Annotated in this window: 21 protein-coding genes and 4 pseudogenes; 9 read left to right on the forward strand and 16 right to left on the reverse strand. The window is 62.4% G+C overall.

Features of this window, described 5'->3' with window-relative positions; all coding sequences use genetic code 11:
• Window positions 1-4: 4 nt before the first annotated feature.
• Window positions 5-1,225: a helix-turn-helix domain-containing protein gene (locus AC3WJW_RS23620; protein WP_493727601.1), complete on the reverse strand. Its 1,221-nt coding sequence runs from the start codon at window positions 1,223-1,225 to the stop codon at window positions 5-7.
• A gap of 84 nt (window positions 1,226-1,309) precedes the next feature.
• On the opposite strand from AC3WJW_RS23620, the gene AC3WJW_RS23625 reads away from it, so the two are divergent.
• A complete protein-coding gene (locus tag AC3WJW_RS23625) occupies window positions 1,310-2,068 on the forward strand; it encodes a DUF899 domain-containing protein (protein ID WP_493727602.1) in 759 nt (252 codons plus the stop codon).
• 12 nt (window positions 2,069-2,080) lie between these two features.
• Here AC3WJW_RS23625 and AC3WJW_RS23630 read toward each other — a convergent pair whose 3' ends face one another.
• The 5 genes from AC3WJW_RS23630 to AC3WJW_RS23650 all read right to left on the reverse strand — a co-directional run bounded on the left by AC3WJW_RS23630 (window position 2,081) and on the right by AC3WJW_RS23650 (window position 6,801).
• Entirely contained in the window at window positions 2,081-2,377 is a 297-nt protein-coding gene (locus AC3WJW_RS23630; RefSeq protein WP_493727603.1) for a hypothetical protein, read from the reverse strand.
• 33 nt (window positions 2,378-2,410) lie between these two features.
• Window positions 2,411-2,944 (reverse strand): molybdopterin-dependent oxidoreductase, encoded by a 534-nt coding sequence (locus AC3WJW_RS23635; RefSeq protein WP_493727604.1) that lies wholly within the window; start codon window positions 2,942-2,944, stop codon window positions 2,411-2,413.
• Between the two features lie 78 nt (window positions 2,945-3,022).
• Complete coding sequence (locus AC3WJW_RS23640; protein ID WP_493727605.1) at window positions 3,023-4,387, reverse strand: OprD family porin; 1,365 nt, start codon at window positions 4,385-4,387, stop codon at window positions 3,023-3,025.
• 591 nt (window positions 4,388-4,978) lie between these two features.
• Window positions 4,979-6,061, reverse strand: coding sequence for a sterol desaturase family protein (locus AC3WJW_RS23645; protein WP_493727606.1), 1,083 nt, complete (start codon window positions 6,059-6,061; stop codon window positions 4,979-4,981).
• A gap of 77 nt (window positions 6,062-6,138) precedes the next feature.
• On the reverse strand, window positions 6,139-6,801 hold the full coding sequence (locus AC3WJW_RS23650; protein WP_493727607.1) for a hypothetical protein: 663 nt from the start codon (window positions 6,799-6,801) through the stop codon (window positions 6,139-6,141).
• Between the two features lie 151 nt (window positions 6,802-6,952).
• Between AC3WJW_RS23650 and AC3WJW_RS23655 the strand changes: the two genes are divergently transcribed.
• Entirely contained in the window at window positions 6,953-7,324 is a 372-nt protein-coding gene (locus AC3WJW_RS23655; protein WP_493727608.1) for a DUF3302 domain-containing protein, read from the forward strand.
• A 3-nt stretch (window positions 7,325-7,327) separates the two neighbouring features.
• Window positions 7,328-8,287 (forward strand): HlyD family secretion protein, encoded by a 960-nt coding sequence (locus AC3WJW_RS23660; protein ID WP_493727609.1) that lies wholly within the window; start codon window positions 7,328-7,330, stop codon window positions 8,285-8,287.
• 22 nt (window positions 8,288-8,309) lie between these two features.
• On the opposite strand, the gene AC3WJW_RS23665 is transcribed toward AC3WJW_RS23660, so the two are convergent.
• The 10 genes from AC3WJW_RS23665 to AC3WJW_RS23710 all read right to left on the reverse strand — a co-directional run bounded on the left by AC3WJW_RS23665 (window position 8,310) and on the right by AC3WJW_RS23710 (window position 19,638).
• Entirely contained in the window at window positions 8,310-10,292 is a 1,983-nt protein-coding gene (locus tag AC3WJW_RS23665) for a methyl-accepting chemotaxis protein (protein ID WP_493727610.1), read from the reverse strand.
• 257 nt (window positions 10,293-10,549) lie between these two features.
• Window positions 10,550-10,675: a hypothetical protein gene (locus AC3WJW_RS23670; RefSeq protein ID WP_493727611.1), complete on the reverse strand. Its 126-nt coding sequence runs from the start codon at window positions 10,673-10,675 to the stop codon at window positions 10,550-10,552.
• A gap of 189 nt (window positions 10,676-10,864) precedes the next feature.
• Complete coding sequence (locus AC3WJW_RS23675; RefSeq protein ID WP_493727612.1) at window positions 10,865-11,011, reverse strand: hypothetical protein; 147 nt, start codon at window positions 11,009-11,011, stop codon at window positions 10,865-10,867.
• Between the two features lie 533 nt (window positions 11,012-11,544).
• Window positions 11,545-12,612 (reverse strand): GGDEF domain-containing protein, encoded by a 1,068-nt coding sequence (locus tag AC3WJW_RS23680; RefSeq protein WP_493727613.1) that lies wholly within the window; start codon window positions 12,610-12,612, stop codon window positions 11,545-11,547.
• A gap of 123 nt (window positions 12,613-12,735) precedes the next feature.
• Complete coding sequence (locus AC3WJW_RS23685; protein ID WP_008049652.1) at window positions 12,736-14,151, reverse strand: purine-cytosine permease family protein; 1,416 nt, start codon at window positions 14,149-14,151, stop codon at window positions 12,736-12,738.
• A gap of 792 nt (window positions 14,152-14,943) precedes the next feature.
• Window positions 14,944-15,984 (reverse strand): ABC transporter substrate-binding protein, encoded by a 1,041-nt coding sequence (locus tag AC3WJW_RS23690; RefSeq protein WP_493727614.1) that lies wholly within the window; start codon window positions 15,982-15,984, stop codon window positions 14,944-14,946.
• Window positions 15,985-16,019: 35 nt separating this feature from the next.
• A complete protein-coding gene (argE, locus tag AC3WJW_RS23695) occupies window positions 16,020-17,189 on the reverse strand; it encodes an acetylornithine deacetylase (protein ID WP_493727615.1) in 1,170 nt (389 codons plus the stop codon).
• On the reverse strand, window positions 17,182-17,856 hold the full coding sequence (locus AC3WJW_RS23700) for a DUF1028 domain-containing protein (RefSeq protein WP_493727616.1): 675 nt from the start codon (window positions 17,854-17,856) through the stop codon (window positions 17,182-17,184). Before AC3WJW_RS23700 ends, argE begins: the two co-directional genes overlap by 8 nt.
• A gap of 10 nt (window positions 17,857-17,866) precedes the next feature.
• Window positions 17,867-18,277: a RidA family protein gene (locus AC3WJW_RS23705; protein ID WP_003201555.1), complete on the reverse strand. Its 411-nt coding sequence runs from the start codon at window positions 18,275-18,277 to the stop codon at window positions 17,867-17,869.
• Window positions 18,277-19,638, reverse strand: coding sequence for a flavin-containing monooxygenase (locus AC3WJW_RS23710; protein ID WP_493727617.1), 1,362 nt, complete (start codon window positions 19,636-19,638; stop codon window positions 18,277-18,279). Before AC3WJW_RS23710 ends, AC3WJW_RS23705 begins: the two co-directional genes overlap by 1 nt.
• A 274-nt stretch (window positions 19,639-19,912) precedes the next feature.
• Between AC3WJW_RS23710 and AC3WJW_RS23715 the strand changes: the two genes are divergently transcribed.
• The 6 genes and pseudogenes from AC3WJW_RS23715 to AC3WJW_RS23740 form a co-directional block, all read left to right on the forward strand.
• Window positions 19,913-21,289, forward strand: coding sequence for a pyridoxal-phosphate dependent enzyme (locus AC3WJW_RS23715; protein WP_493727618.1), 1,377 nt, complete (start codon window positions 19,913-19,915; stop codon window positions 21,287-21,289).
• Window positions 21,286-22,464, forward strand: a complete 1,179-nt coding sequence (locus AC3WJW_RS23720) for a trans-sulfuration enzyme family protein (protein WP_218486175.1) — start codon at window positions 21,286-21,288, stop codon at window positions 22,462-22,464. The genes AC3WJW_RS23715 and AC3WJW_RS23720 overlap by 4 nt, the downstream gene beginning before the upstream one ends.
• Window positions 22,465-22,575: 111 nt before the next feature.
• Window positions 22,576-22,944: pseudogene (locus AC3WJW_RS23725) on the forward strand (PLP-dependent transferase); the annotation flags it as partial.
• A 192-nt stretch (window positions 22,945-23,136) separates the two neighbouring features.
• Window positions 23,137-23,424 (forward strand): annotated as a pseudogene (locus AC3WJW_RS23730) (PLP-dependent transferase); the annotation flags it as partial.
• Between the two features lie 192 nt (window positions 23,425-23,616).
• Window positions 23,617-23,904 (forward strand): annotated as a pseudogene (locus AC3WJW_RS23735) (PLP-dependent transferase); the annotation flags it as partial.
• Between the two features lie 191 nt (window positions 23,905-24,095).
• Window positions 24,096-24,383 (forward strand): annotated as a pseudogene (locus AC3WJW_RS23740) (PLP-dependent transferase); the annotation flags it as partial.
• Between the last annotated feature and the right edge of the window lie 68 nt (window positions 24,384-24,451).

The raw sequence follows: 24,451 nt of genomic DNA on the forward strand, positions 1-24,451 counted from the left end.
CATCCTAGCCACCGGGCAGCGGCGCCGGGAGTAACAAGGTCGTCGCGAATCCCGGCACGGGCGGCGTCATCCAGCGCCGCGCGCGGCCTCGGCCAAACCACTGCACCTTGCCCTGCTCCGCCAGCGTATCGAGCGCACGCTGCACCGTGCGCTGGCTGGTACCCAGCGCCAGGGCCAGGGCGGAACTCGACCACGACTCGCCATCGGAGAGGCAGGCAAATACCGCGGCAAATTTTTCCTCGACCGGTTGCGCCAGTGTCACCACCTCCGTGCACACGGACGTTTGCAGGGCAAAACCACGGGGCGTCGCGATGACGCCGGCCAACGGCTTGAGCGCTTTACGCAGCCGGCCGATTTCCACGCGAAGCCGGGCACGATGGGACTCATCCGAGAGCTTCAGACGGAACGCCCGGGCGATCAGCGTTTCCCGCGCAACATCGGCGGGCCAGGCTTCGGCCAGGGTGCGGGCGAGCACGAACAGGATCGGTCGCGTCGCCAGCGACACCGACATGCCGCAGCCCCGCACAACGTACCGGCAGGCGTCCACCACCAACGCCGTTGAACCGAGCAAGGCTTCCACTTCATCGAGCAGCAGCGCACGTTCCTCACCCCGGGCAATCAGGCGTGCCGCGGGTGCGTCGAGCAGGCGCGCCACCTGTTCGACTTCAGCGATCAGCGCGGCAATCCCCGTCTGACCGGCAGCCTGCCCGGCTCGCGTCAACGCCTCCCGCGCCGCGTTCGATTGCAGGCGGCGAATGGCGATCCCCGCCAGCACCAGTTCATGGGTTGCACGCAAGGCCGGCGGCAAGGGGCCGGGGTCGAGGCTGGCCAGCAACTGCTGCGCCTCATCGAGCTGGCCGATCAGCAGCAGACGGCGGATTTGCAGATACCGCGCATGAGCGGCATTGACCCGGTCACCGTGGTGTTCAAGGGTGACCCGTGCCGTTTCGAGCGCCTTGACCGGCCAGCCGAGATCCCGCGACGCCAGGGCGATTTCGGCCTCGGCCACCACGCATCGGGCACGGGCCAGCACCTCCCTGGGCGAAAAGGCCCGTTGCGCGCGCTTGACCAGCGCCCGGGCGCGCACCAGATCGCCCAGTTGCGCCATGGCGATGCCGCGCAGGGCCAGCGCCGGCGCATCGTCGCGCAAGGCCACGCGGTCCAGTGCGCCCAGTGGATTGCCCGCCGCCAGCGCCTGGGCGGCGGCCGTGATCATCGAGTCCATCGAAATCCCGCCACGCTTGTCACTCCCATCATTCGATACCCGGGTTTAGTCTAATTCACGACCTTTCACCAGGAGCGTACAGCGATGAACACGCACACAACCGCGACCCGGGACCAATGGCTGGCGGCACGCCTGCAACTGCTCGAAGCGGAAAAGGCCCTGACCCGACGCAGCGATGAACTGGCCCGGCAACGCCAGGCCTTGCCGTGGGTTCGCCTCGACAAGACGTACCGTTTCGCTACCGACAACGGTAGCGCCACCCTGGCCGAACTCTTTCAAGGGCGCTCGCAACTGCTGGTCTATCACTTCATGTTCGGCCCCGACTACACCGCCGGCTGCCCTTCCTGCTCAGCCATTGCCGATGGCTTCGACCCCGTGGTCATCCACCTGGCCAATCACGACGTGACCCTGATGGCGATATCCCGCGCACCGTTGGCGAAACTGCAGGCCTACAAGCGTCGGATGGGCTGGACCTTCCCCTGGGCCTCGGCCGCCGACAGCGATTTCACTGCCGACTTCAACGTCTACTTCACCGAGGCGCAGCAGCGCGAAGGCTTGGTCGAATACAACTACCAGCGCGGCGGCCATGCCATGGACGCCAGTGACATACCGGAACCGGTGAAACAGTTCGCCGCGACCTGTGGTACCGACGCGCCGACCTATACCCGCGACCGGCCGGGGCTGAGTACCTTTGTGCTGGAGGACGGCGAGATCTATCACACGTACTCCACCTACGCGCGGGGCCTGGACGGGTTGTGGAGCATGTACCAATGGCTCGACCGCGCACCCAGGGGACGCAATGAAACGGGACCCTGGTGGCGTCGGCATGATGAGTATCGGTGAGCGCCGGCGCTGTCACTGACCGCCGATGAAGACGTCCGCCAGCTTGTCCACCAGCGCAGGTTTGGTCTGCGAGACCCAGCGGCGGGTCGCCCATTCCTGCCATTCCTCGGCACGGTCCAGGGTGTAGCGCGGCACAAAGTCACCGAGGAAGCGGCCGAGGTTGTGCAGCGTGACGTCATGGCCGGCGTTGGCCATTTGCTCGAGCAAATCCCTCAGGGCCACTTCGCATTCGAGCGGCCACTTTTCACCGGCCAACAACTGTTCGACCGAAGGGTGTCGATCACAACCCAGCGAATTACAGACAGGCATCGGCATTTTCCTCGGCGCTGTGTTGTGTGAGCGTCAACCGAAGATGCTGCACAGTTCAATGCTGCGCAACCACTTCACCTGACGGGCCCCGGAATGGCGATCGCTTCCCGAGACCAATGAAAGGTGTTCCCCGGCCGCTGTCTGGCCGTGCGCATGCTGTCGGTACACCACCAGCACCGCATCGCCCACGTCGGTATTGATCAGTTCATTCCAACTGAACAACGCGACGTAGCCGTCACTGGCGCGCGCCACCACATAGGCGCGCTTCCAGCCCTTGGGATCGTCGCTCCTGAGCCCGGCCTTGAGCACGATTTCCCGCAGCAGCACCCCGCGATAACCCTTTTTCTGTGCTTTTTGCGCATTGCCCTCGCAAGTGTTGCTGGTCAGTCTCACCCAGTCGTAACCCGGCATGGCTTGCAGGTCGGCCACGCTCAGGCACAGGGGGTTCTGCACCTGCCCCACCACCTCCAGTGTCTGTTGCGCCACATCGATGGCGGTGCCGGGCAACAGCAGGGGTTTGGCGCCGGGGCGAACAAGGCTTTGCACAGTCGAAAAAATGGAACGCATGGCGATGCTCCTGTCGTGGTTGACCAATCACCGGGGACCCGGGCTGCGCAATGGCAGCCAAGGACCGGTCCGCCGTGCTTAAAGCAGCGGCAGGCTGTAGCTGAGGATCAGGCGGTTTTCATCCAGGTCGCTGCTGGCATTGCCACGCAAGCTGGCGTTACGCCAGGAAATGCCCAGCCCCTTGAGCGGGCCGCTTTGCAGCGCGTAGTCGATGCGCAAATCGCGCTCCCACTCTTTGCGATCACCGGCGGCGGAATCGATGTGGTCGCCGCTGAGATAAGTGACCACGGTCTTGAGACCCGGCACGCCAAGCGCGACGAAGTCATACCCGTACTCGGCCAGCCAGGTACGCTCGCCGGCACTGAGGAACTTGCCGATCTGCCGGTCGGTGATCAGGTACGCGGTGGCACCGTCCCCCTGGTTGACGAACGGGAACGCGCTGTCGCCGGAGACTTGCTGGTAGCCCGCGCTGAAGGCATGGCCACTCAGGCTGTAAGTGAACAGGGCGCTCCAGGTGTTGTTGTCCACCTCACCGACGTGGGTGTCCCCCGCTCGCCAGAAGCCGCTGCTTTTATAGCCTTGGGCACGCCCGGCCGCATTGCCGTTCTTGCCATCGGCGCTGCTGTTGAAATAGCGCAGGTCAGTCTTCAACGCGCCGGGGCCGATGGCCAGGGTGTGGATCAGGCCGAGGAAGTGCTGTTGGTAGAAATCTTCGAGACTGCCGTAGTAGTACTGGGCGGTCAGGTCCTTGGTGACCTTGTAGTCGCCGCCCGCGAAGACGAAGCTGTCCGAGTCCGCCAACGCAGTGCTGGCCGGCGTCCCGGCGGGACGCGTCGCGCCGCTGATGCGCAGGTCGATATCGTCGGTGGAACTGCGGGTCTTGGTGCTTTGCAATTGGCCGGCGGTGAGGGTCAGGCCGTCGATTTCGCTGGAGGTGACCTGCCCGCCTTCGAAGGTTTGCGGCAGCAGACGACCGTCGTTGAAGTTGATCACCGGCAGCTTGGGCTGCAGGGTGCCCAGACGTGCTTCGGTCTTGGAAATGCGCACCTTGCCGGTCACGCCGCCCTTGGAATATTCATCGACCGCATGACCATCGCTGTCCACGGGAAACAGCGCCCCCGGCGTACGGTCGATACCGGCCTTGCCCACGCGACCGCCGCTGTCCAGCTTCAGCCCGGTCATGGCGATGGCATCCAGGCCAAAGCCGACGGTGCCCTGGGTGAACCCGGAAATCACGTTGAGTTGCAGCCCCTGCCCCCACTCCTTGGCCTGGCTGGCGTAGGCGGCATTGCCCACGTTGCCCTGGCTTTCGCGGTTGTCAGAGTTGAAATAGAAATTGCGCAGGTTCAGCGAGGCCTTGCTGTCATCGATAAAACCGGCGGCGATGGCCTGGTGGGTCAAGCCACCGAGGGTGATGGCCAGGGCCAGGGGTTGCAGCTTCATTGTGTTTACTCCGGTGCGGGTCTCTTGTTTTTTTGGTGCCCATGGTCCTGATTCCCTCGTGACCTGACGTTTTCGCCAATCGCTATATATTTTTGTATATAGCGATTGGCGAAATTTACCGCCTGCGGGTCTGCAAGCGCTGTCAGTGCTACGTGATTGAGGCTAGGAAAAGATCGAAACAGGTCTGGCGGCCTGCATCTTTCTAGAAGCTGACTTTGAAGTCAATAAATTTAACAGGCGAGATTGGCAGTCGAGCAGATGCTCGAACGGGTGAACACAATACGCAGGAAGAAGGGCCGACACTCCCTGTGTACCGCCCTTTCAAGAGCTTCAAGGTCAAACGGCGGCATCGACAATTTATTCATCAGGGGCGAGCCCCCGGAATGAAGTGTTTCAGAAATTCCGCGCGTGGCCGTCGACGAGCAGCAACGGGTGTCATCACGCCGGAGGAATCGTCGCCAGCACACCGATCAGGATGGTCAACAGCAGAAAACCGCCGAGAAAAATCGTCATCTTGGCCATGCGGCCTCCCACTCTATGAATTGGCGGTACAGCGGGCGCTGTGCGCTGCCCGAGCGGCGTACCGAAGACTTATTGTGGGTGGACGGCTGTTTTCGTTACAGAGGCAGATTGCGCTGAAAAGTACGGATCAGATGCGTTTTCAGGCTGTGCATCAGGGCGTTTTGCACAGAGAAGTTTACGGGCGATGTCCACAAACGGCGTGACGATCAAACCCTTCATCGTCAGGTAACGCTCGTGATCCTGTTCCCCGGTGCCGAAATGGATGACCTCGGGCGTGGACCGGGTGACGTACAGCGTGCCGAACATCCAGTCCCACAGCGACAGGTTGATGCCGAAGTTCTTGTTGAAATGACGTGGTGCATCACTGTGATGGATCTGGTGTTGCGCCGGGCTGCTCAGCACCCGTTCGAGCACCGGCCCGAAGGACAACCAGACATGGCTGTGACGCAGGTTGGCCGCCAGGCAATTGAAGATGAACACCATGTAGGTCACGCCAAACAGGGTATAGCGGCTGATCTCCTCACCACTGGCGTACCAGAAGACACCGGCAAAGGCGCCGATGCAGATGATGTCCGTGAGCTTTTCCACCACCTCTTCCAGAAAGTGCACGCGGCTGGCCGTCGCCGGCACCAGCACGGGCGCCGAGTGATGGACTTTGTGGAAGGCCCACAAATACCGCGAATGAAACGCTCGATGACCCCAGTAATGGCTGAAATCCTTGACCAGGAACACGCCGAGCCCATAGAGCAGGGTCAGCGCCAGGTGTTCCTCCACTTGCGTGCGCGCGCCCCACAGCCGGGTGAAGAAGGCGATGTAGTCCGCTGAGCGCAGCACGTACGGATCGACCAGACCGACGATGGGCAGCACCAGGACAACCTTGAGGATGGCGAGTACGAAGTAATAGCGGTAGTCGAGCAGCGCCGAGCGGTGCAGGTAAACCCGGCGGCCACCGATGAACTGAACGAAGGAACGCGCGTCGGTCAAACCCCGGGATTTGCGGTACCGGAACAGGCAATAAGCGACGCCGTAAGACATGCAGAGAAAGGATAGACCGAGTCTGCCGTTGAAGTCGAAAATGCCCAGGAACTGCGCGGTGACCGGTTCGATCACCCACTGGAGTAAATAACGATGGATAGCGGCGAGAACATCCATACCAGGCTGCCCGACGTAAATGGAAGGGCAATTGTAAATGAGAACGAGTCTTTAGTGTGTTGAATTATGCCCAGTTGTCAGCCACCGAGCGCAATAATTGCAAGGATCAGCACCGCCCCCGTAGCGGCCATGATCACCCCACCCTGCCACTGCGTGGCGCCAGCGTATCTGGCGAGCATCCAGCCTGCGATGAACAGCACCACCAGTCCGATCAGGTTGGACAGGCGGATGGCGAGCGCCGTCTGATCGAGCAGTATGAACGGCACCACCAGCGGAAAGGTCGAGCACACCACCAACAGGAAAACACCGAACGCCCCCCTGAAGTCGGTCCAGCCGAGGCCGGCCCTGATCGGCAAGGGCGGTTGCTCGAGCAGCCGACGGCGCAACAGCTCCAGGCCCTCGCTGCCGGCCGCCGTGGCGAATTGCAACGGCAACACCTGCGCAATCAGCGCCTGACCGGCCGCGGCGTCCGCGCCATTGCGCAGGGCCAGGTACAGCTTGATCCGGCGCGTGCGCTCGACCAGTGCACGCAACAGGTACATGACCGCATCGGCCAGTCCCCAGGCGAGATTGCAACCGAGCGCGGCCAGCATCATCGTGCGCTCGGCGGCCTGGTCTGCCGTGGCCACGCTGATGGTGCCGGTGAACGTCATGGCCATCAGCAGGCCGAAGATCACCTCGGTAATGCGCTCGACAGGGTCAAGTACAGGCGCCCTTTCGAATTGACCATTGCCTGGCATGAGTTCACCTCCCCTTGGGCTACCTGCACGTTACCGGTCGACGCTTCGGCCAGGCACCGGGTGCCCGGGCTGGAGATCCGCCTCCCCGTCAAGTGTAGATTGAACGGCTACACTCATGCGCACACGTCACCTGCTTCAAGAGGAGTGATTCATGCTTGATTACTTCGCGCTGGGCCTGCTGATCTTTGTCGGGCTCGTCCTGTTCTACGGGATCATCCTGCTCCACGACATCCCCTATGAAATTGCCGTCCACCGCAACCACCCTCACCAGGATGCGATCCACGCCACCGGCTGGGTCAGCCTGTTCACCCTGCACGCGCTCTGGCCGTTCCTGTGGATCTGGGCGATGGCCTATCGGGAGGACCGGGGCTGGGGCTTCAGTGACGGCCACTCACCCAAGAGCCATGTGGTTCACCTCGAACAACAGGTCGCCGAACTGCAAGGCCGGATCGAGCGCCTCGAAGCGGCGACCGGTACTGCACAGAGCAGGCTGCCAACGAACAATCTCGGCGAGGGCCTTTGATCCATGGATCTTTTACTCGTTCTGACGTATGCGGCAATCTGCGTAGCCATCTTCAAGATCTTCCGCATCCCCTTGAACAAATGGACAGTGCCCACGGCGGTGCTGGGCGGGATCGTGATTGTCGGCGCGATGATTTTCACGATGAACTACAACCACCCCTACTCCGAGGTGGCGCGTTCCTATTTCGTATCGGTTCCGGTGATTCCCGTGGTCAGTGGCCAGGTGATCGACGTGCCGGTCAAGACCAACCAGCCCCTGGAAAAAGGCGATGTGCTGTTTCGCATCGACCCCGCGCCTTTCGATTACCGGGTGAAATCCCTCAAGGCACAGCTGATTGCCGCCCAGGCCGATCGTGTGCGGATCACCGAGTTGATCAAGCGTAATTTCAGCACTCAACGGGAACTGGATATGGTGGTCGCCCGCACCGACGACCTGAAGGCACAACTGGACAACGCGCAGTACGAACTCGACAACACCACGGTGCGTGCGCCCAGCAAAGGCTTCGTCACCCATGTTTCGCTGCGTCCGGGCATGATGGCGACCAAGCTGCCGCTGCGCCCTTCGATGGTGTTCATTCCCGCCGAAGGTCATTACTTCTCGGCGTGGATGCGGCAGAACAGCCTGTTGCGCCTGACCGAGGGCGATGAGGCCGAAGTCGCATTCGACGGCATTCCCGGGAAGGTGTTCGAAGGCAAGGTCAAAACCGTGGTTTCGGTCATCGCCGAAGGCCAGATTCAACCGTCGGGCACGCTGATCGGCTTTACCGGTTCACCACCGGCCGGCCGGGTTCCGGTGATCATTGAAATCACCGATCCCGACTATGCCCAGTACGCCGAGCTGATGCCCGGCGGGGCCTACGGCCAGGCGGCGTTGTACAGCCAGCACTTCCATCACATCGCAATGATGCGCAAGATCCTCCTGCGCATGGCTGCCTGGATGAACTACATCTTTCCGTTCCACTAACCCGCTAGCGTCGGTAACTGGCTCAATCCTTGAATTGGGTCAGTTGCCGGTTCAGCGAACCGGCCTGGTCGCGCAGTTGCAACGACTGATCAAGCAGGCTGCGGATCGCGTGATCGTTCTGCTCGGAAATCCGACTCACACCCTGGATCGCGACGGACAATTGTTCCCCCGTCGCGGCCTGGCTCTGGGTCTGGCGCGCCACTTCACTGATGCGCGTCAGAATGTCCTGGGCATGTTGGCGAATCTGGTCCACACCCTGCGCCGACGTGGTCAGTTGCACGACACCCTGGCGCACCGCCTCACCGACCTGCTGCACGTTGGCGACGGTGTTGCGCACGTCCGAACCAATGGCTCCGATCATCTCGCCGATTTCCCCGGTCGAACGGCTGGTGCGTTCGGCCAGTTGCCGCACTTCATCGGCCACCACGGCAAATCCGCGCCCCTGCTCCCCTGCCCGCGCCGCTTCAATTGCCGCGTTGAGCGCGAGCAAATTGGTCTGGTCGGCAATGCTGCGGATCACCGCAATGATGCCGGCGATCTGCTGCGAACGTTTTTCCAGGTCGCCCACGGCGCCCGCCACCACATCCATGGTCTGGTCGATGTGGGTGATGCCGGCGAGGGTCTGGCTCATGTCCCCGGAGATATGCGTGGTCAGCATCTCGGTATTGCGTGCCAGTTGTTCCACGTCCTCGGCCTGCTGGGACATTTCCGTCACCGAGTGCGCCAGCGCCGTGACGCCGCTGGCCATTTCCTCGGTGGCCGTGTGTTGCGAAGTGGCGCGCTCGGCGACCGCCTGGGTGGTGTCGCCCAGGTGCGTGGAGATCTGCATCAGCGTCGCGCTGCTGTGACGGATCGACCCCACCAGGTCCCCCAGGCGCTGGATGAACTGGTTGAACGCCCCGGCCAGCTTGCCGGTTTCATCGCCGCTGCGTTGTTCAAAACGCAGGCCCAGTTCGCCGCCCCAGGCCTGGATACCGACCGTCAGGCCCGACAGCGGACGAATCTGCCATGCCAGCAAATGCCAGAGCACAATGGCCAGCGCCAGCAGCGCCACCAGGCCGATGACCACCGCGGTATAGAGGAAGTGATTGATGCCGGCCATGGCTTCGGCCAGTGGATAGGCCACCATCAACGCCCAACTGTTCGGCGCCTTGCCGATGCGCACCGGTTGCAGCACATAGCCCCAGCCATCGCGCTCGAAATGATAGGGCTGGCCGGCCTTGATGGCGCTTTTGGCTTCAGCCGGCAAATCGTCGGCCGGTTGTGCCAGGCGCTTGGCATCGGGATGGCTGGCGTACAGCCCGTCGCTGGAGACCAGCGCACCGTAGCCTTTATAGGCGTCGATTTTCGCCAACTGCCGGTTGATGTTTTCCAGCGGAATGTCGACACCGGCCACCCCCAGCGCTTTGCCACCCTGCAACAGTGGCGCCATGATCGACACCAGCATCACCTTCTGACCGTTGCCCGTGCTGTAGACATAGGGTTCGGTCGCCCAAGACTGACGGGTGTGCAACGGCCGGTAGTAGTACTGGTTATCGGCATTCTCCGGGGCGTAACCGCTCAGCGGCTCGGACTTCACCGTGCCGTTCGCGCGATTCCAGTACGTCAGGTAACGGCCCGTGGCGTCGTGGTTCGGCTGGTTGACGAAGTCACTGTCCTTGCCGTCGAACGCATTGGCTTCCCAGTACTGCCCCAGGCCCAACAGGTTCGGATTGGCCTCGAGCAACTGGCGCGTCATGGCATCGGCGGCCTTGCGTTCTACGTGCTGTTGCTGCATCGCCGTGGCGACACTGGCCAGCGACTCGGCCACGGTAAAACCGGCCCCCAGTTCAACTTCGACTTCCTTGGCATTGGCCTTGACGATGGTCTCGACCAGCGCAGAGGTTTCCTTTACCGACGTGCCATAAGCGATCCAGGCAATGGAACCCAGGAGCAGCGCCATGACGACCACTGCTCCAGTCAGGGCCGTCCAGAACAACTTGAAGTGTAAAGAGCGGTTTGGCATGCACATTCTCTATTGGGCAAGGCGTCAGCCAGAGCGCCCAACGATGTGAATGCAGCTCCGCTGACCAGGGGTGATATTGTTATGCCACTATATAGAGACGCACCGTGACAGTGCAATGCAAATGACCGTTCGTCTGCCACTGGAATGCGTGAGAGAAAACAGGTTGCGGGAGGACCGCAGGAGAGGAAGAAGGTCAAACCGTGGCTTGCACCCTCGCGGAGCTAGAAGTATCGAGCGTGGCATTGAGGGGCGCGGCGCTAGAGAATCCAGTTGAGCAGCAGGTGCGAGGCAATCCAGGGAGACGCCTGGGTCACCGCCCATGCCAGCAGTGCGCACACGAACAGGTAGCCCGCAAAGAACTTGACCATCGCGCTGCTTCCCATGTAACCCTCCCGGCTTTACAGCCATACGGGGCGCTCTATGCGAATGCGTAACCATTACGACGCCAATCTCGCCCGTAAAGGATTCGATTGCCAGAATGGTGTGCAGTTCCATAGGCTGGGTAATTCACAGGCTTGCTCACCCGCTTGCATTCGACCTGACCCGTCATCGTCGCCGGCAGGTCAGAGCGCTCAAAGGGTCAACTCCATTGCCAGTACGGCGGACAACGCCAGCATCATCAGCAACGCGATAACCATCAGACTCAACTGAGCGAGTTGCGTATAACGGTGTGTCGATCTTTTCGTGATCAGATCAATGGATTTAGTCGTGGAAGCCATCACCCATTCTCCCTTTCCCGCCGTACATGTAATAACTCCCGCGAACAATGGGCTGGGCTGGCCGTCGGTGGCGATTTGAATGATGACTGCACGTTGGGTGCAAGCGCGTTGTCAGCCCGTGACGTGTTCCGGGTAGGAGCATCGTGCAGGGCGGGCTTGACCTGAGCGGTAAGGCGATGGCGTTGCATCCTGGTGTCGCTGGCTTCATTTTTTCACCCCTCGCGTCATGGGACGAAAACTGTTGCGGGTACCAAGGGGTTAAGCAACGAATGAGCCATCACCACGAGGCCAAGAAAAAGGCCAAGTTAATGAACGAGCTGTTTGACGGTGTGCCAGGCGAGACGCAAGTTTGGTGAAAAAGGCCCAGTCAGGTGGGTGTAATACCCCATGTATGGGGATGTAGGAGCGAGCTTGCTCGCGATAAACCCGAGAGCGCCACGGGGCACCTGCCAACCCGCGTTATCGTTGACGACCATCGCGAGCGAGCTCGCTCCTACAGGGATTTGTGGCCGATCCCCCTTGCGGGGCACCTGCTAACTGGCCGCGACCGGTACGTCCGGCTGTTGACGTACCTGGTTGCGCCCGTTGCGCTTGGCCTGATACAGCGCGTCGTCGGCGCGGGTCAGCAGGCTTTCCGGCGTGTCGCCGCGTTGTGCATGGGCCACGCCGAACGACGCGGTGATGGTGTCCAGCACGGTATCGGTGCCCCGGGCCTTGACCCGCAGCGACTGGATTTTCAGACGCAGGCGCTCGGCAAACGCACCCGCAGCCGCCAGATCCGGGCAATCCTTGAGCACCACGCAGAACTCCTCACCGCCGTAACGCGCCGCGAACGCTTCGCCCGACAGCGATTCACGCAACACCCGGGCAACATGCTGGAGAACACGGTCCCCCAACGGATGGCCGTACTGATCGTTGAATTGCTTGAAGTGGTCGATATCCAGCATCACCAGCGCCACGCCGGCGGCATCGTGATTCATCGCCTGTTCAAGCTTGCGGTTGAAGGTGGTGCGGTTGAGCAATTCGGTCAGGCCATCGAGGGTCGCGGCCAGTTGGGCGCGCTCCAGCTTGTCGCGCAGGCTTTTGATCTCGTGTTGCGCCGACTGCAACTGGGCGAGGAAGTGTTCCTGCTGCCCCTGCATCAGCCGGGTACTCTGTTGCAGCTGGATCAGGATGCTCGGCAAGCGCTCGCTGGCCGGCTCTTCGAGCATTTGCAGGTACTGGCCAAGGCTGGCCTGGAAGTTCTGGTTACCCTTCACGCTGCGCGAGACATCGCGCTCCATGTCGTCGACCAGGTTGATTGCGTCCTGCTGCCCGGAACGGGCGTCCGCCAGTTCGTCGCGGATGATGTATTCGCGAAACAGCCTGGCTGCCGACTCCGGCGGGAAAGCGTCGAAATCGTTGACCACCCGGTCCAGGTGCCGATTGAGTTCCGGCTCCTGGCCCTTGCTGTAGGTGTACCAGAGCGCGTAGTGCACCGGGTTGGGCGGAATGTTGTGACGAACCATCAGCGGCACTGCCTGCTTGAGCAACGCCGCTGCCTCACGGGAGTCTTCTGGATACAGCGCTAGAACAGTCGCACGCGTGTCGGATTGGCTCATGGCTTCACTGTGGTTGTTTATCATTGGCAATTGGCAAACCCGCTGAGCATAGCCATACGCCCGACAAACAGCCATCCCCAATTACACCCGCGATTCAACCCGCTACGCCGGTTCCCGCGGCCTTTACAGGTTGCCCGACATCAGACCCGCCACGTTCTGCCGGCGACGATAAGCGGTATCGCGGTTCGCCAGCCAGTAGTACAGCGGCGTCGTGACGATCAAGCCCACCAGCCACGACAGATCCGCGCCATCGATATGCACCGCCACGGGGCCGGTGTAGATCGGCGTATTCATGAAGGGAATCTGCACCACGATGCCGATGGCGTAGGCCAGCAGCGCCTGCGGGTTGAAGCGGCCATAGATGCCGCCGTCGACGCGAAAGATCGAGGCGATGTCGTAGTCACCCTTGTGGATCGCGTAGAAGTCGATGAGGTTGATCGCGGTCCACGGCACCAGCACCACCAGCAACGCCAGCACCAGGTCGACGAAGTGCCCGATGAAATCTGCCGAAGCGCCGATGGCCGCCACGCAGCAACCGGCGAGGATGATCAGCGACAGCACCGCCCGGCTCTGCGCGGTCGGAATCCAGCGGTGGGCAAAGGTTTGCAGCAAGGTGATCACCGAGAGCACCGCGCCATACAGGTTCAAGGCGTTATGGCTGATCACGCTGAGCAGGAACAGCACCAGCATCAACGGGCCAATGGCACCGGTGGCGAGTTTCACCGCGTCCATGGTGTCCATGCCCACCGGCGTGGCCAGCACAGCGACGGCGCCGAACACGAAAGACAGGATCGAACCCAGCGACGAACCCAGGTAGGTCGCCCAGAAGGTCGAGCTGACCTTGACGTCCTTCGGCAGGTAGCGCGAGTAATCGGACACGTACGGCGCGAACGCGATCTGCCACAGCGCCGCCAGCGACACCGTGGCCAGCCAGCCGGAGATGTTGAAACTGCCGCGGGTGAGGAAGTCGTCGGTCTGCACGTGGGTCAGGATGTAACCGAAGCCCAGCACGATGCCCAGGCCCAGCACCCAGGTGCCGATGCGATTGAGCACGTGGATGAAGCGGTAGCCAATGATGCCGATGATCCCCGAACCGAGGCCGCCGAGGACGATGCCCACCGACACCGGCACACTTTCGACCACGCCATGCAGCGACTTGCCGGCCAGGACGATGTTGGAGGCGAAGAAGCCGATGTACATCACGCCGGCAATCACCACCACCAGCAACGCCCCCAGGGAACCGAACTGCGCGCGACTCTGGATCATCTGCGGAATGCCCATCTGCGGGCCTTGCGCCGAGTGCAGCGCCATCAGCACACCACCGACCAGGTGGCCGACGATGATCGCGACAATGCCCCAGACCAGGTTCAGGTGGAACAACTGCACGCCGAGCGCACCGGTGACGATGGGCAACGGCGCGATATTGCCGCCGAACCACAGGGTGAACAGATCTTTGACCTTTCCGTGGCGATCCTCAGGAGGGACATACCCGATCGTGTGTTTCTCGATGAGCGGGGCGGATGAAGCGGTGGTGGACATGACGAACTCCAAGGCAAGGATGAGTACGTGTTCGTACTTCGGTGTGCGCAAACGGGACGGCGCATTTCTTGTTGGAGACGATCATGGACAAAGAGCGAGGGGAGGAAAATTAGTTAATTTGTGCCTTTAAACCTTAAAAAAGATTGCGCAGTAATGGCCAATCATCAGCAGGAAAAACCAATAAATGATCAGTAACCAGAAACAACCGAACGACAAAATCCCTGTGGGAGCGGGCTTGCCCGCGATGAGGCCATCAGATCCAACATCTTCGTTGACTGATACACCGCCATCGCGGGCAAGCCCGCTCCCACAGGGTCCTGCGTTTTAGCTGACTACCATCACCACTGCACAAACCCGAGGTATTGCACTGTTTTTTGTGGGAGCGAGCCTGCTCGCGAAGGCGGCGGCACATCCAGCATCGATGTGACTGACATACCGCTTTCGCGAGCAGGCTCGCTCCCACAGGGGTCTGTGCTTTACCTGACTACCATCACCACTGCGCAAACCCGAGGTATCGCACTGTTTTTTTGTGGGAGCGAGCTTGCTCGCGAAGGCGGTGGCACATCCAGCATCGATGTGACTGACATACCGCTTTCGCGAGCAGGCTCGCTCCCACAGGGGTCTGTGCTTTACCTGATTACTATCACCACTGCGCAAACCCGAGGTATCGCACTGTTTTTTGTGGGAGCGAGCCTGCTCGCGAAGGCGGTGGCACATCCAGTATCGATGTGACTGATATACCGCTTTCGCGAGCAGGCTCGCTCCCACATGGGGGGTTATGGGGTTGCTGGGTTAGCGCGCAGCCCAGGCGTTGAAGCGCTGTTCAAGCTCTTCGCCATGGTCGACCCAGAACTCTGCGTCCACCGCCCGGGCGCCGGCCAGGTTGGCCTCGGCGGTCGGGAGTTGTTCCTGCACGTCCTTGGGCAGCAATGGCAGGGTCTGGCGATGCACCGGCCCGTAGGGGATGTTTTCCGAGAAGACTTTTTGCGTCTGCGGCTGGCTGGCGAACGCGATGAAGTTTTCCGCCAACGCCTTGTTCGGCGTGCCTTTGACCACCGCCCAGTATTCCGGGTCGTACAGGCTTTGCGGCCAGACGATGCTCAGCTTCATGCCTTCCTTTTGCGCCGATGCGATCCGGCCGTTGTAGGCCGCGCTCATCACCACGTCGCCGGCCACCAGCCATTGCGCCGGTTGGGCGCCCGCCTCCCACCACTGGATGTTTGTCTTGATCTGGTCGAGCTTGGCAAAGGCCCGGGTCACGCCTTGCGGGGTTTTCAAGACCTTATAAATGTCATCCGCCTTGACGCCATCGGCCAGCAAGGCGATTTCCAGGGTGTACTTGGCGCTCTTGCGCAGGCCGCGCTTGCCCGGGAAGTCGGCGACGTTCCAGAAGTCCGCCCAGGATTGCGGGGCCTTGGCCTGCTTGCTCTGGTCATAGGCCATGACCATCGACCAGACGTAAGTGGCCACCCCGCATTCGGTCAGCGCACCGGGCACGAAGTTCGCCGAATCACCGAAGCGTCCCGCATCGAGCTTCTCGAACAGGCCCTCCTCGCAGCCGCGCAACAACTCGGGGCTTTCGACTTCCACCACGTCCCAGCTGGTGTGACCGGCCGAGACCATGGCCTTGATCTTCGACAGCTCGCCGTTGTACTCACCGGCGATGATGTTGCCCGCGCCGCTGGCGTTGAACGGCTGGAAGTAGGCTTTATCCTGGGCCTGCTTGGTAGCACCACCGAAGGAAATCACGGTGAGGTCCTGGGGGGCCGCCCACACACTGGCACTCAACAACGCCAGGGCAAACGGAACACTGCAACGCAAGGATCTGGACATGGATCGCTTCCTCGGGGCTGGTCGGCCCGCTGTTGTTATGGGTGTTCGGATTCACTCAAATAAGCCGCCAGGCGATCCATCAGGCGGTCACAGGCCGCCATCTGGTCGACGCTGACAAATTCATCGGGCTTGTGCCCCTGGTCCATGCTGCCGGGACCGCAAACCACGGTCGCAATCCCGGCCTGATTGAACAGTCCGCCTTCGGTACCAAAGGCCACGGTGCCGAAATCATCGCTGCCGCACAGCTCGGCAATCAGCCGGGCGGCGGCGCTGTCGGCGGGTGTCGCCAGGCCTGGATAGGCCGAGATTTTTTCAAAGCGAATGGCGGTATCGCTGTCCACGGCCTGCATGGCCGGCAGCAACGTCTGCTCGGCGTAGTCCTGCAGCTCATCGACGACCACTTGCGGAGCGAAGTCCGGCAAGGCGCGGATCTCGAAATCGAAACGGCAGTCCGCTGGCACGATGTTCAGCGCCGTACCGCCCTGGATCACGCCGACCTGTACGGTCGAGAACGCCGGATCGAAGCGCTTGTCGTGCAATGGCGGCCGGGCCAGGGTGGCGCCGATGTCGCCCAGCCGACCGATCAGGCGCGCGGCCTGCTCGATGGCATTGACCCCATAAGGCGCGTAGGCCGAATGACAGGCCGCACCGCGTACGTGGCAACGCATCGCCAGCTTGCCCTTGTGACCAAGCACCGGTTTGAGCTCGGTCGGCTCCCCGATCAGGCACAACGCCGGGGCCGGGATGCGTTGGGGCAACACCTCCAGCAAACCGCGCACGCCAAGGCAGCCGACCTCTTCGTCATAGGAAAACGCCAAATGCACCGGGCGCTTCAAAGGGCTGGCGAGAAACACCGGCACGGCGGCCAGCACCGAGGCCAGATAGCCTTTCATGTCCGCGGTGCCGCGACCGTACAGCTTGCCGCCCGCCTCGCTCAGGCTGAACGGCTCGACCGTCCAGGCCTGGCCGTCCACCGGCACCACGTCGGTGTGACCGGATAGCACGATGCCGCCGGCCACGCTCGGGCCGACCGTGGCCAACAGATTGGCCTTGGTCCGCTCGGCGTTGTAGATCAGTTCGCAATCCACGCCCAGTCCGTGCAGGTAGTCACGCACGAACTCGATCAGCTCGAGGTTCGAGTCGCGGCTGACCGTGGCGAACCCGATCAACCGCGCGAGCATGGCGCGGCTGCGCAACTCACTCATCGCCGGGCACTCCATAGGCGGGGGCCAGGGTCGGATTGAGGGCGCGGGTCAGGTAGTCCTGCAATTGCGGCTCGTAGGCCGACCACAGTTTGCCCAGCTCGCCGATGGGGTTTTCATCGGCCCAATCCACCCGCAGGTCGACAATCGGCCAGGTCAGGTCACCGACCACCGACAGCGCCGCCGAGTGCACAGCGCCGGCTTCGCCACCGGCATCCTGTCCGGCCTGCAAAGCGTTCATCAGGCGGGTGGCGAGGCAGCCTTCGCTGTTTTCGAAGGCCGCGACCATCGCCTCGATCACCCCACTGTTGGCCAGCAGATTGCCGGCCGCCACGCATTGGTCTCCGGCCACCGCGTTGTTGATGCCCAGCGCATGGTTGCCGCTGAACACCGCTGTGCGCCCGTGGGCATCCACCACCGCCACCTGGCGGTACTGGCTGTAGCCGTTGCGGGTCAACGAGTGGTCCAGCGCCTGGGGCGGCGCCGAGCCGCCTGCCAGTTCATCGAGGATCTGCGGGCCAAGGGCCGGCAGCGTGATGTTCTGGCTCGACACCGCGCCGACCCCGGCACGCAGCCAGGGGCAACGCGCACCGACGGCGATGCTCGAAGAACTGATGGCAATGCCCAACTGGCCGGTCTCGGCGCAGCGACCCACGATGGAAAAAGTCATGGCGAATTCCTTATTCAGGGATAACGGCAATCACGTCGATTTCCATCAGCCACTGCGGCTGGCCGAGGGCACTGACCACCAGCCCGGTGGAAATCGGGAACACACCCTTGAGCCACTTGCCGACTTCCTGGTACACCGGCTCGCGATAGCGCGGGTCGATCAGGTAGGTGGTGGTCTTGACGATGTGGCTCAGGTCGCTGCCCGCCTCTTCCAGCAACTGCTTGACGTTGCGCATGGCCTGTTCGGCCTGGGCGCGCGGATCACCGAGGCCCACCAGTTGGCCGTTGAAATCGGTGCCGACCTGACCACGGACGTACACGGTGTTGCCGGCGCGCACGGCCTGGCACAAATCGTTGTCCAGCGTCTGGTTCGGGTAGGTGTCTTTGGTGTTGAACATGCGGATGCGGGTATGAGTAGGCATTAACGAACTCCCATGAGGCTGGCTTTCTGAACAGGTGCGCGGGCGGCGTCGGCTTGACGCTGGGTCGCATCCCGATAATTGAAATAGGTGTGCTGCTTAACGATGTGATCGGCGATGTGCTTGGCGTCGTGCCAAACGCCCCAGATGAACGCGGAGCCACGACGGGACTGCCACGGCAACCCGACGAAATACACGCCGGGCTCGGCCGACACGCCGCGCTGGTGCTGCGGCTTGCCGTTTTCCTTGAAGGCATCGACCTTCAGCCAGCTGTAGTCGGTGGAGTAACCGGTGGCCCAGATGATGGTGGTCACGCCGGCCTTGACCAGGTCCAGTTCCAGGATTGGATTTGTCACGCAATCCGGGTCGGCCAGCATGGCCCGGGCTTCCGGTTCCAGCGGCAGGTCCAGGCCGTTGCGCTCGATGTAGGCGTCGGCCTTGTCGAGCAGCGCGAGGTAGTTTTCATCGCCACGGCGGATGTTGTCGGCGAGGTTGTCTTCAAAACTGACCACGGCGCCATTGAACGATTGAGTCAGGCCGACCAGGGTCATGCCCTGATGCGCCAGGCGGCGGAAGTCCACGGTGTGGCCGCCACGGGCACCGCTCACGGCGATGGTCACGTGCTCCTTGCCCGGTTGCATGGCCTCGGCATCCCACTCGCCCAGCACTCCCAGCCACCAGCAGAAATCGCGGTTGCGATAGGCGCGCGGCGGACGGTCGTGGGCGCCGACCGAGAGGTAGACCTGTTTGCCGGAACGTTGCAGCTCATCGGCGATCTGCACGCCCGACGACCCGGCGCCCACCACCAGCACCGCGCCTTCGGCCAGTTGCTGCGGGTTGTAGTACTGGGCGGAGTGAATCTGGCTGATGCCGGCCATTGGCGGGGCAATCGGCGGGATGGCCGGACGCTGGAACGGGCCGGTGGCGACCACCACGTGGCGGGCCTCGATCACGCCATCAGAGGTTTCCACGGTGAAACCCGGACGGTCGGCATTGCGTTGTACGCTCTTGACTTCAACACCGGTGCGGATCGGCGCGTTGAACTTGCGGGCGTAGGCTTCGAAGTACTCGGCCACCTGCTCTTTGCCGGCGAAGGCGTCCGGGTCCAGGCCGTCGAATTCCAGCCCCGGGAAACGGTCGTGCCAGGCCGGACCGTTGGCTACCAGCGAATCCCAGCGACCGGTGCGCCAGGCTTCGGCGATACGATTGCGCTCCACAACGAGGTGAGGCACACCGAGTTTGCTCAGGTGTTCACTCATGGCCACGCCGGCCTGGCCGGCGCCAACAACAAGCGTATCAATTTCGGTTTTATCAACTGTCATGGCTGTGCACTTCTGAAAGGTGGTTTGATTCAGGTCGGTCATGGCTGCCGCCTCGATTCTGATCACTGTTGTTCTTCTGCTGCGGCTATCGGTATCAGGGTGTTGGCCGCATTCTGTTCGGAGCCGGGAAATAGCGAAATTATGTTTTTTGTGGTTGCTGGCGAGGAAAAAGCGTCGAGGTGACCGGCTGGCCGTGCAAGGTTGCGGTCGACCCGATCCCGGCCTATGGTCCAAGCGATGCATTGCCCGCGACCGGCGCGAAGACCCGGCGCGGATTGCTGTCCATCCAGTGCGGATTCACGCAAGGAGTGATGACATGCCCGACAATTCCCGTCCTGCCGTACTCGAACTGATTGGCAATACCCCGCTGGTACGCGTCAGCCGGTTCGATACCGGTCCCTGCACGCTGTTTCTCAAGCTCGAATCACAGAACCCCGGCGGTTCGATCAAGGACCGCATCGGTCTGGCCATGATCGACACCGCCGAACGCGATGGCCGCCTCAGGCCCGGCGGCACCATCGTCGAAGCCACCGCCGGCAACACTGGCCTGGGCCTGGCCCTGGTCGGCCGCGCCAAGGGCTATCGCGTAGTGCTGGTGGTGCCGGACAAGATGTCCACCGAGAAGGTCTTGCACCTCAAGGCCATGGGCGCCGAGGTGCACATCACCCGCTCCGATGTCGGCAAGGGCCATCCCGAGTACTACCAGGACGTCGCCGCGCGGCTGGCGGCGGAAATTCCCGATGCGTTCTTCGCCGACCAGTTCAACAACCCGGCCAACCCCCTGGCCCACGAATGCAGCACCGCGCCGGAGATCTGGGCACAAACCCAGCACGATGTGGACGCCATCGTCGTCGGCGTCGGATCGGCCGGCACCCTCACCGGCCTGACCCGTTTCTTCAAACGCGTACAGCCGGACCTGGAAATGGTCCTGGCCGACCCGGTCGGTTCGGTGATGGCCGAATACAGCCGCGGAGGCACCCTCCCCACCCCCGGTTCCTGGGCGGTGGAAGGCATCGGCGAAGACTTCATTCCGTCGATTGCCGACCTGTCCAGCGTGCGCCACGCCTATTCGATCAGCGACGAGGAAAGCTTCGACCACGCCCGCCAGTTGCTGCGCGCCGAAGGCATTCTCGGCGGCTCGTCCACCGGTACCCTGCTGGCGGCGGCGCTGCGTTACTGCCGCGAACAGACCCAGCCGAAACGGGTGGTGAGCTTCGTCTGCGACACCGGTACGCGTTACCTGTCGAAGGTCTACAACGACCAGTGGATGAACGATCAGGGCCTGCTGCAACGCAAGCACTACGGCGACCTGCGCGACCTGATCGCGCGGCGTTTCGAGGATGGCCGGGTGATCAGCGTCGGCCCCGACGACACCCTGCTCACCGCGTTCCAGCGCATGCGTCTGGCGGACGTGTCGCAATTGCCGGTGCTGGTGAAGGGTCAGCAACTGGTCGGCGTGATCGACGAGTCCGACATCCTGCTGGGGGTGCATGAAGACGTTGCGCACTTCCGTAAAACCGTGGCCAGCGCCATGACCGACAAACTGCAGACCCTGCCCCCCGCTGCCAGCCTGGCGGAACTGGAGGCAGAGCTGGGCCGTGGGCTGGTGGCGATCATCCAGGATGCCTCGGGCTTCCACGGCCTGATTACCCGAACCGACATGCTCAACCATTTGCGGAGATCCCTGCCATGAGTCAACAGGACAAAAACGCCCCGCCTCAGGGCTTCGCCACCCGGGTGATCCACGCCGGGCAATCGCCGGACCCATCCACCGGGGCCTTGATGCCACCGATCTACGCCAACTCCACCTACCTGCAACAGAGCCCCGGGGTGCACAAGGGCCTCGACTACGGGCGCTCGCACAACCCGACGCGCTGGGCGCTGGAGCGCTGCGTGGCCGACCTCGAAGGCGGCACCCGGGGCTTTGCCTTCGCCTCGGGCCTGGCGACCATTTCCACGGTGCTCGAACTGCTCGATGCCGGTTCGCACGTCGTCTCCGGCAACGACCTGTACGGCGGCACCTTCCGCCTGTTCGACAAGGTGCGCCAGCGCAGCGCCGGGCACCGCTTCAGCTTCGTCGACCTGACCGACCTGGCGGCGTTCGAGGCGTCCCTGCAGGACGACACCCGCATGGTCATGGTCGAGACCCCGAGCAATCCGCTGCTGCGCCTCACCGACCTCGCCGCCATCGCCCGCACCTGCCGCGCGCGCGGCATCATCTGCGTGGCCGACAACACCTTCGCCAGCCCGTGGATCCAGCGCCCGCTGGAACTGGGTTTCGACATCGTGCTGCACTCGACCACCAAATACCTCAACGGCCACTCCGACGTGATCGGCGGCATCGCCGTGGTCGGGCAGAACGCCGAACTGGCCGAGCGCCTGGGCTTCCTGCAAAACGCCGTCGGCGCCATTGCCGGGCCGTTCGACGCCTTCCTCACCCTGCGCGGGGTGAAGACCCTGGCCCTGCGCATGGAGCGTCATTGCAGCAACGCACTGGAACTGGCGCAGTGGCTGGAGCGTCAGCCGCAAGTCTCCCGGGTCTACTACCCCGGCCTGCCCTCGCACCCGCAGCACGAACTGGCCCAGCGGCAAATGCGCGGATTCGGCGGGATGATCTCCCTCGACCTCAACAGCGACCTGGCCGGCGCCAAACGCTTCCTCGAGAACGTGCAGATCTTCGCCCTGGCCGAAAGCCTGGGCGGCGTGGAAAGCCTGATCGAACATCCGGCGATCATGACCCACGCCACCATCCCGCCCGATACCCGGGCAGAGTTGGGGATTGGTGATGGGTTGGTGCGGTTGTCGGTGGGGGTTGAGGATGTCGAAGACTTGCGTGCGGACCTGGCGCAGGCGTTGGCGCGGATGTGAGTTGTCCAAAGTCCTGAGAACCGTAACCCCCTGTGGGAGCGAGCCTGCTCGCGAAAGCGTCAGTTCAGTCAACATCAATGTTGAATAACATACCGCATTCGCGAGCAGGCTCGCTCCCACAGGTTTTGCGCATCTCTCATGTTGCAGGCTGATCAAGTACGCCGTAGCCCCTATAATCGCGCCGTTTTCGTCTACCAGCGGCAAATGCGCGGATTCGGCGGGATGATTTCCCTCGACCTCAACAGCGACCTGGCCGGTGCCAAACGCTTCCTCGAGAACGTACAGATCTTCGCCCTGGCCGAGAGCCTGGGCGGCGTGGAAAGCCTGATCGAACACCCGGCGATCATGACCCACGCCACCATCCCGCCCGATACCCGGGCAGAGCTGGGGATTGGCGATGGGCTGGTGCGGTTGTCGGTGGGGGTTGAGGACGTCGAAGACTTGCGCGCGGACCTGGCGCAGGCGTTGGCGCGGATGTGAGTTGTCCAAAGTCCTGAGTACCGTAACCCCCTGTGGGAGCGAGCCTGCTCGCGAAAGCGTCAGTTCAGTCAACATCAATGTTGAATGACATACCGCATTCGCGAGCAGGCTCGCTCCCACAGGTTTTGCGCATCTCTCATGTTGCAGGCTGGTCAAGTACGCCGTAGCCCCTATAATCGCGCCGTTTTCGTCTACCAGCGGCAAATGCGCGGATTCGGCGGGATGATTTCCCTCGACCTCAACAGCGACCTGGCGGGCGCCAAACGCTTCCTCGAGAACGTACAGATCTTCGCCCTGGCCGAGAGCCTGGGCGGCGTGGAAAGCCTGATCGAACACCCGGCGATCATGACCCACGCCACCATCCCGCCCGATACCCGGGCAGAGCTGGGGATTGGTGATGGGTTGGTGCGGTTGTCGGTGGGGGTTGAGGATGTGGAAGACTTGCGCGCGGACCTGGCGCAGGCGTTGGCGCGGATGTGAGTTGTCCAAAGTCCTGAGTACCGTAACCCCCTGTGGGAGCGAGCCTGCTCGCGAAAGCGTCAGTTCAGTCAACATCAATGTTGAATGACATACCGCATTCGCGAGCAGGCTCGCTCCCACAGGTTTTGCGCATCTCTCATGTTGCAGGCTGGTCAAGTACGCCGTAGCCCCTATAATCGCGCCGTTTTCGTCTACCAGCGGCAAATGCGCGGATTCGGCGGGATGATCTCCCTCGACCTCAACAGCGACCTGGCCGGCGCCAAACGCTTCCTCGAGAACGTGCAGATCTTCGCCCTGGCCGAGAGCCTGGGCGGCGTGGAAAGCCTGATCGAACACCCGGCGATCATGACCCACGCCACCATCCCGCCCGATACCCGGGCAGAGCTGGGGATTGGCGATGGGTTGGTGCGGTTGTCGGTGGGGGTTGAGGACGTCGAAGACTTGCGCGCGGACCTGGCGCAGGCGTTGGCGCGGATGTGAGTTGTCCAAAGTCCTGAGTACCGTAACCCCTGTGGGAGCGAGCCTGCTCGCGAAAGCGTCAGTTCAGTCAACATCAATGTTGAATGACATACCGCATTCGCGAGCAGGCTCGCTCCCACAGGTTTTGCGCATCTCTCATGTTGCAGGCTGGTCAAGTACGCCGTAGCCCCTATAATCGCGCCGTTTTCGTCTATCAGCGGCAAATGCGCGGATTCGGCGGGATGATCTCCCTTGACCTTAACAGCGACCTGGCCGGTGCCAAACGCTTCCTCGAGAACGTGCAGATCTTCGCCCTGGCCGAAAGCCTGGGCGGCGTGGAAAGCCTGATCGAACACCCGGCGATCATGACCCACGCCACCATCCCGCCCGATACCCGGGCAGAGCTGGGGATTGGTGATGGGTTGGTGCGGTTGTCGGTGGGGGTTGAGGACGTCGAAGACTTGCGCGCGGACCTGGCGCAGGCGTTGGCGCGGATGTGAGTTGTCCAAAGTCCTGAGTACCGTAACCCCCTGTGGGAGCGAGCCTGCTCGCGAAAGCGTCAGTTCAG

The sequence above is a fragment of the Pseudomonas sp. GW821-FHT07G06 genome (genome assembly GCF_058986625.1).

Excerpts from the sequence above, each read along its gene's own strand:
- AC3WJW_RS23665 (WP_493727610.1), bottom strand. The coding sequence starts at position 10,292 with ATGCCAAACCGCTCTTTACACTTCAAGTTGTTCTGGACGGCCCTGACT.
- AC3WJW_RS23710 (WP_493727617.1), bottom strand. The coding sequence starts at position 19,638 with ATGACCGACCTGAATCAAACCACCTTTCAGAAGTGCACAGCCATGACA.
- AC3WJW_RS23715 (WP_493727618.1), top strand. The coding sequence starts at position 19,913 with ATGCCCGACAATTCCCGTCCTGCCGTACTCGAACTGATTGGCAATACC.
- AC3WJW_RS23640 (WP_493727605.1), bottom strand. The coding sequence starts at position 4,387 with ATGAAGCTGCAACCCCTGGCCCTGGCCATCACCCTCGGTGGCTTGACC.
- AC3WJW_RS23685 (WP_008049652.1), bottom strand. The coding sequence starts at position 14,151 with ATGTCCACCACCGCTTCATCCGCCCCGCTCATCGAGAAACACACGATC.
- AC3WJW_RS23660 (WP_493727609.1), top strand. The coding sequence starts at position 7,328 with ATGGATCTTTTACTCGTTCTGACGTATGCGGCAATCTGCGTAGCCATC.
- AC3WJW_RS23650 (WP_493727607.1), bottom strand. The coding sequence starts at position 6,801 with ATGCCAGGCAATGGTCAATTCGAAAGGGCGCCTGTACTTGACCCTGTC.
- AC3WJW_RS23675 (WP_493727612.1), bottom strand. The coding sequence starts at position 11,011 with ATGGCTTCCACGACTAAATCCATTGATCTGATCACGAAAAGATCGACA.
- AC3WJW_RS23620 (WP_493727601.1), bottom strand. The coding sequence starts at position 1,225 with ATGGACTCGATGATCACGGCCGCCGCCCAGGCGCTGGCGGCGGGCAAT.
- AC3WJW_RS23655 (WP_493727608.1), top strand. The coding sequence starts at position 6,953 with ATGCTTGATTACTTCGCGCTGGGCCTGCTGATCTTTGTCGGGCTCGTC.
- AC3WJW_RS23690 (WP_493727614.1), bottom strand. The coding sequence starts at position 15,984 with ATGTCCAGATCCTTGCGTTGCAGTGTTCCGTTTGCCCTGGCGTTGTTG.
- AC3WJW_RS23680 (WP_493727613.1), bottom strand. The coding sequence starts at position 12,612 with ATGAGCCAATCCGACACGCGTGCGACTGTTCTAGCGCTGTATCCAGAA.
- AC3WJW_RS23625 (WP_493727602.1), top strand. The coding sequence starts at position 1,310 with ATGAACACGCACACAACCGCGACCCGGGACCAATGGCTGGCGGCACGC.
- AC3WJW_RS23705 (WP_003201555.1), bottom strand. The coding sequence starts at position 18,277 with ATGCCTACTCATACCCGCATCCGCATGTTCAACACCAAAGACACCTAC.
- AC3WJW_RS23700 (WP_493727616.1), bottom strand. The coding sequence starts at position 17,856 with ATGACTTTTTCCATCGTGGGTCGCTGCGCCGAGACCGGCCAGTTGGGC.
- AC3WJW_RS23645 (WP_493727606.1), bottom strand. The coding sequence starts at position 6,061 with ATGGATGTTCTCGCCGCTATCCATCGTTATTTACTCCAGTGGGTGATC.
- AC3WJW_RS23670 (WP_493727611.1), bottom strand. The coding sequence starts at position 10,675 with ATGGGAAGCAGCGCGATGGTCAAGTTCTTTGCGGGCTACCTGTTCGTG.
- AC3WJW_RS23720 (WP_218486175.1), top strand. The coding sequence starts at position 21,286 with ATGAGTCAACAGGACAAAAACGCCCCGCCTCAGGGCTTCGCCACCCGG.
- AC3WJW_RS23635 (WP_493727604.1), bottom strand. The coding sequence starts at position 2,944 with ATGCGTTCCATTTTTTCGACTGTGCAAAGCCTTGTTCGCCCCGGCGCC.
- argE (WP_493727615.1), bottom strand. The coding sequence starts at position 17,189 with ATGAGTGAGTTGCGCAGCCGCGCCATGCTCGCGCGGTTGATCGGGTTC.
- AC3WJW_RS23630 (WP_493727603.1), bottom strand. The coding sequence starts at position 2,377 with ATGCCTGTCTGTAATTCGCTGGGTTGTGATCGACACCCTTCGGTCGAA.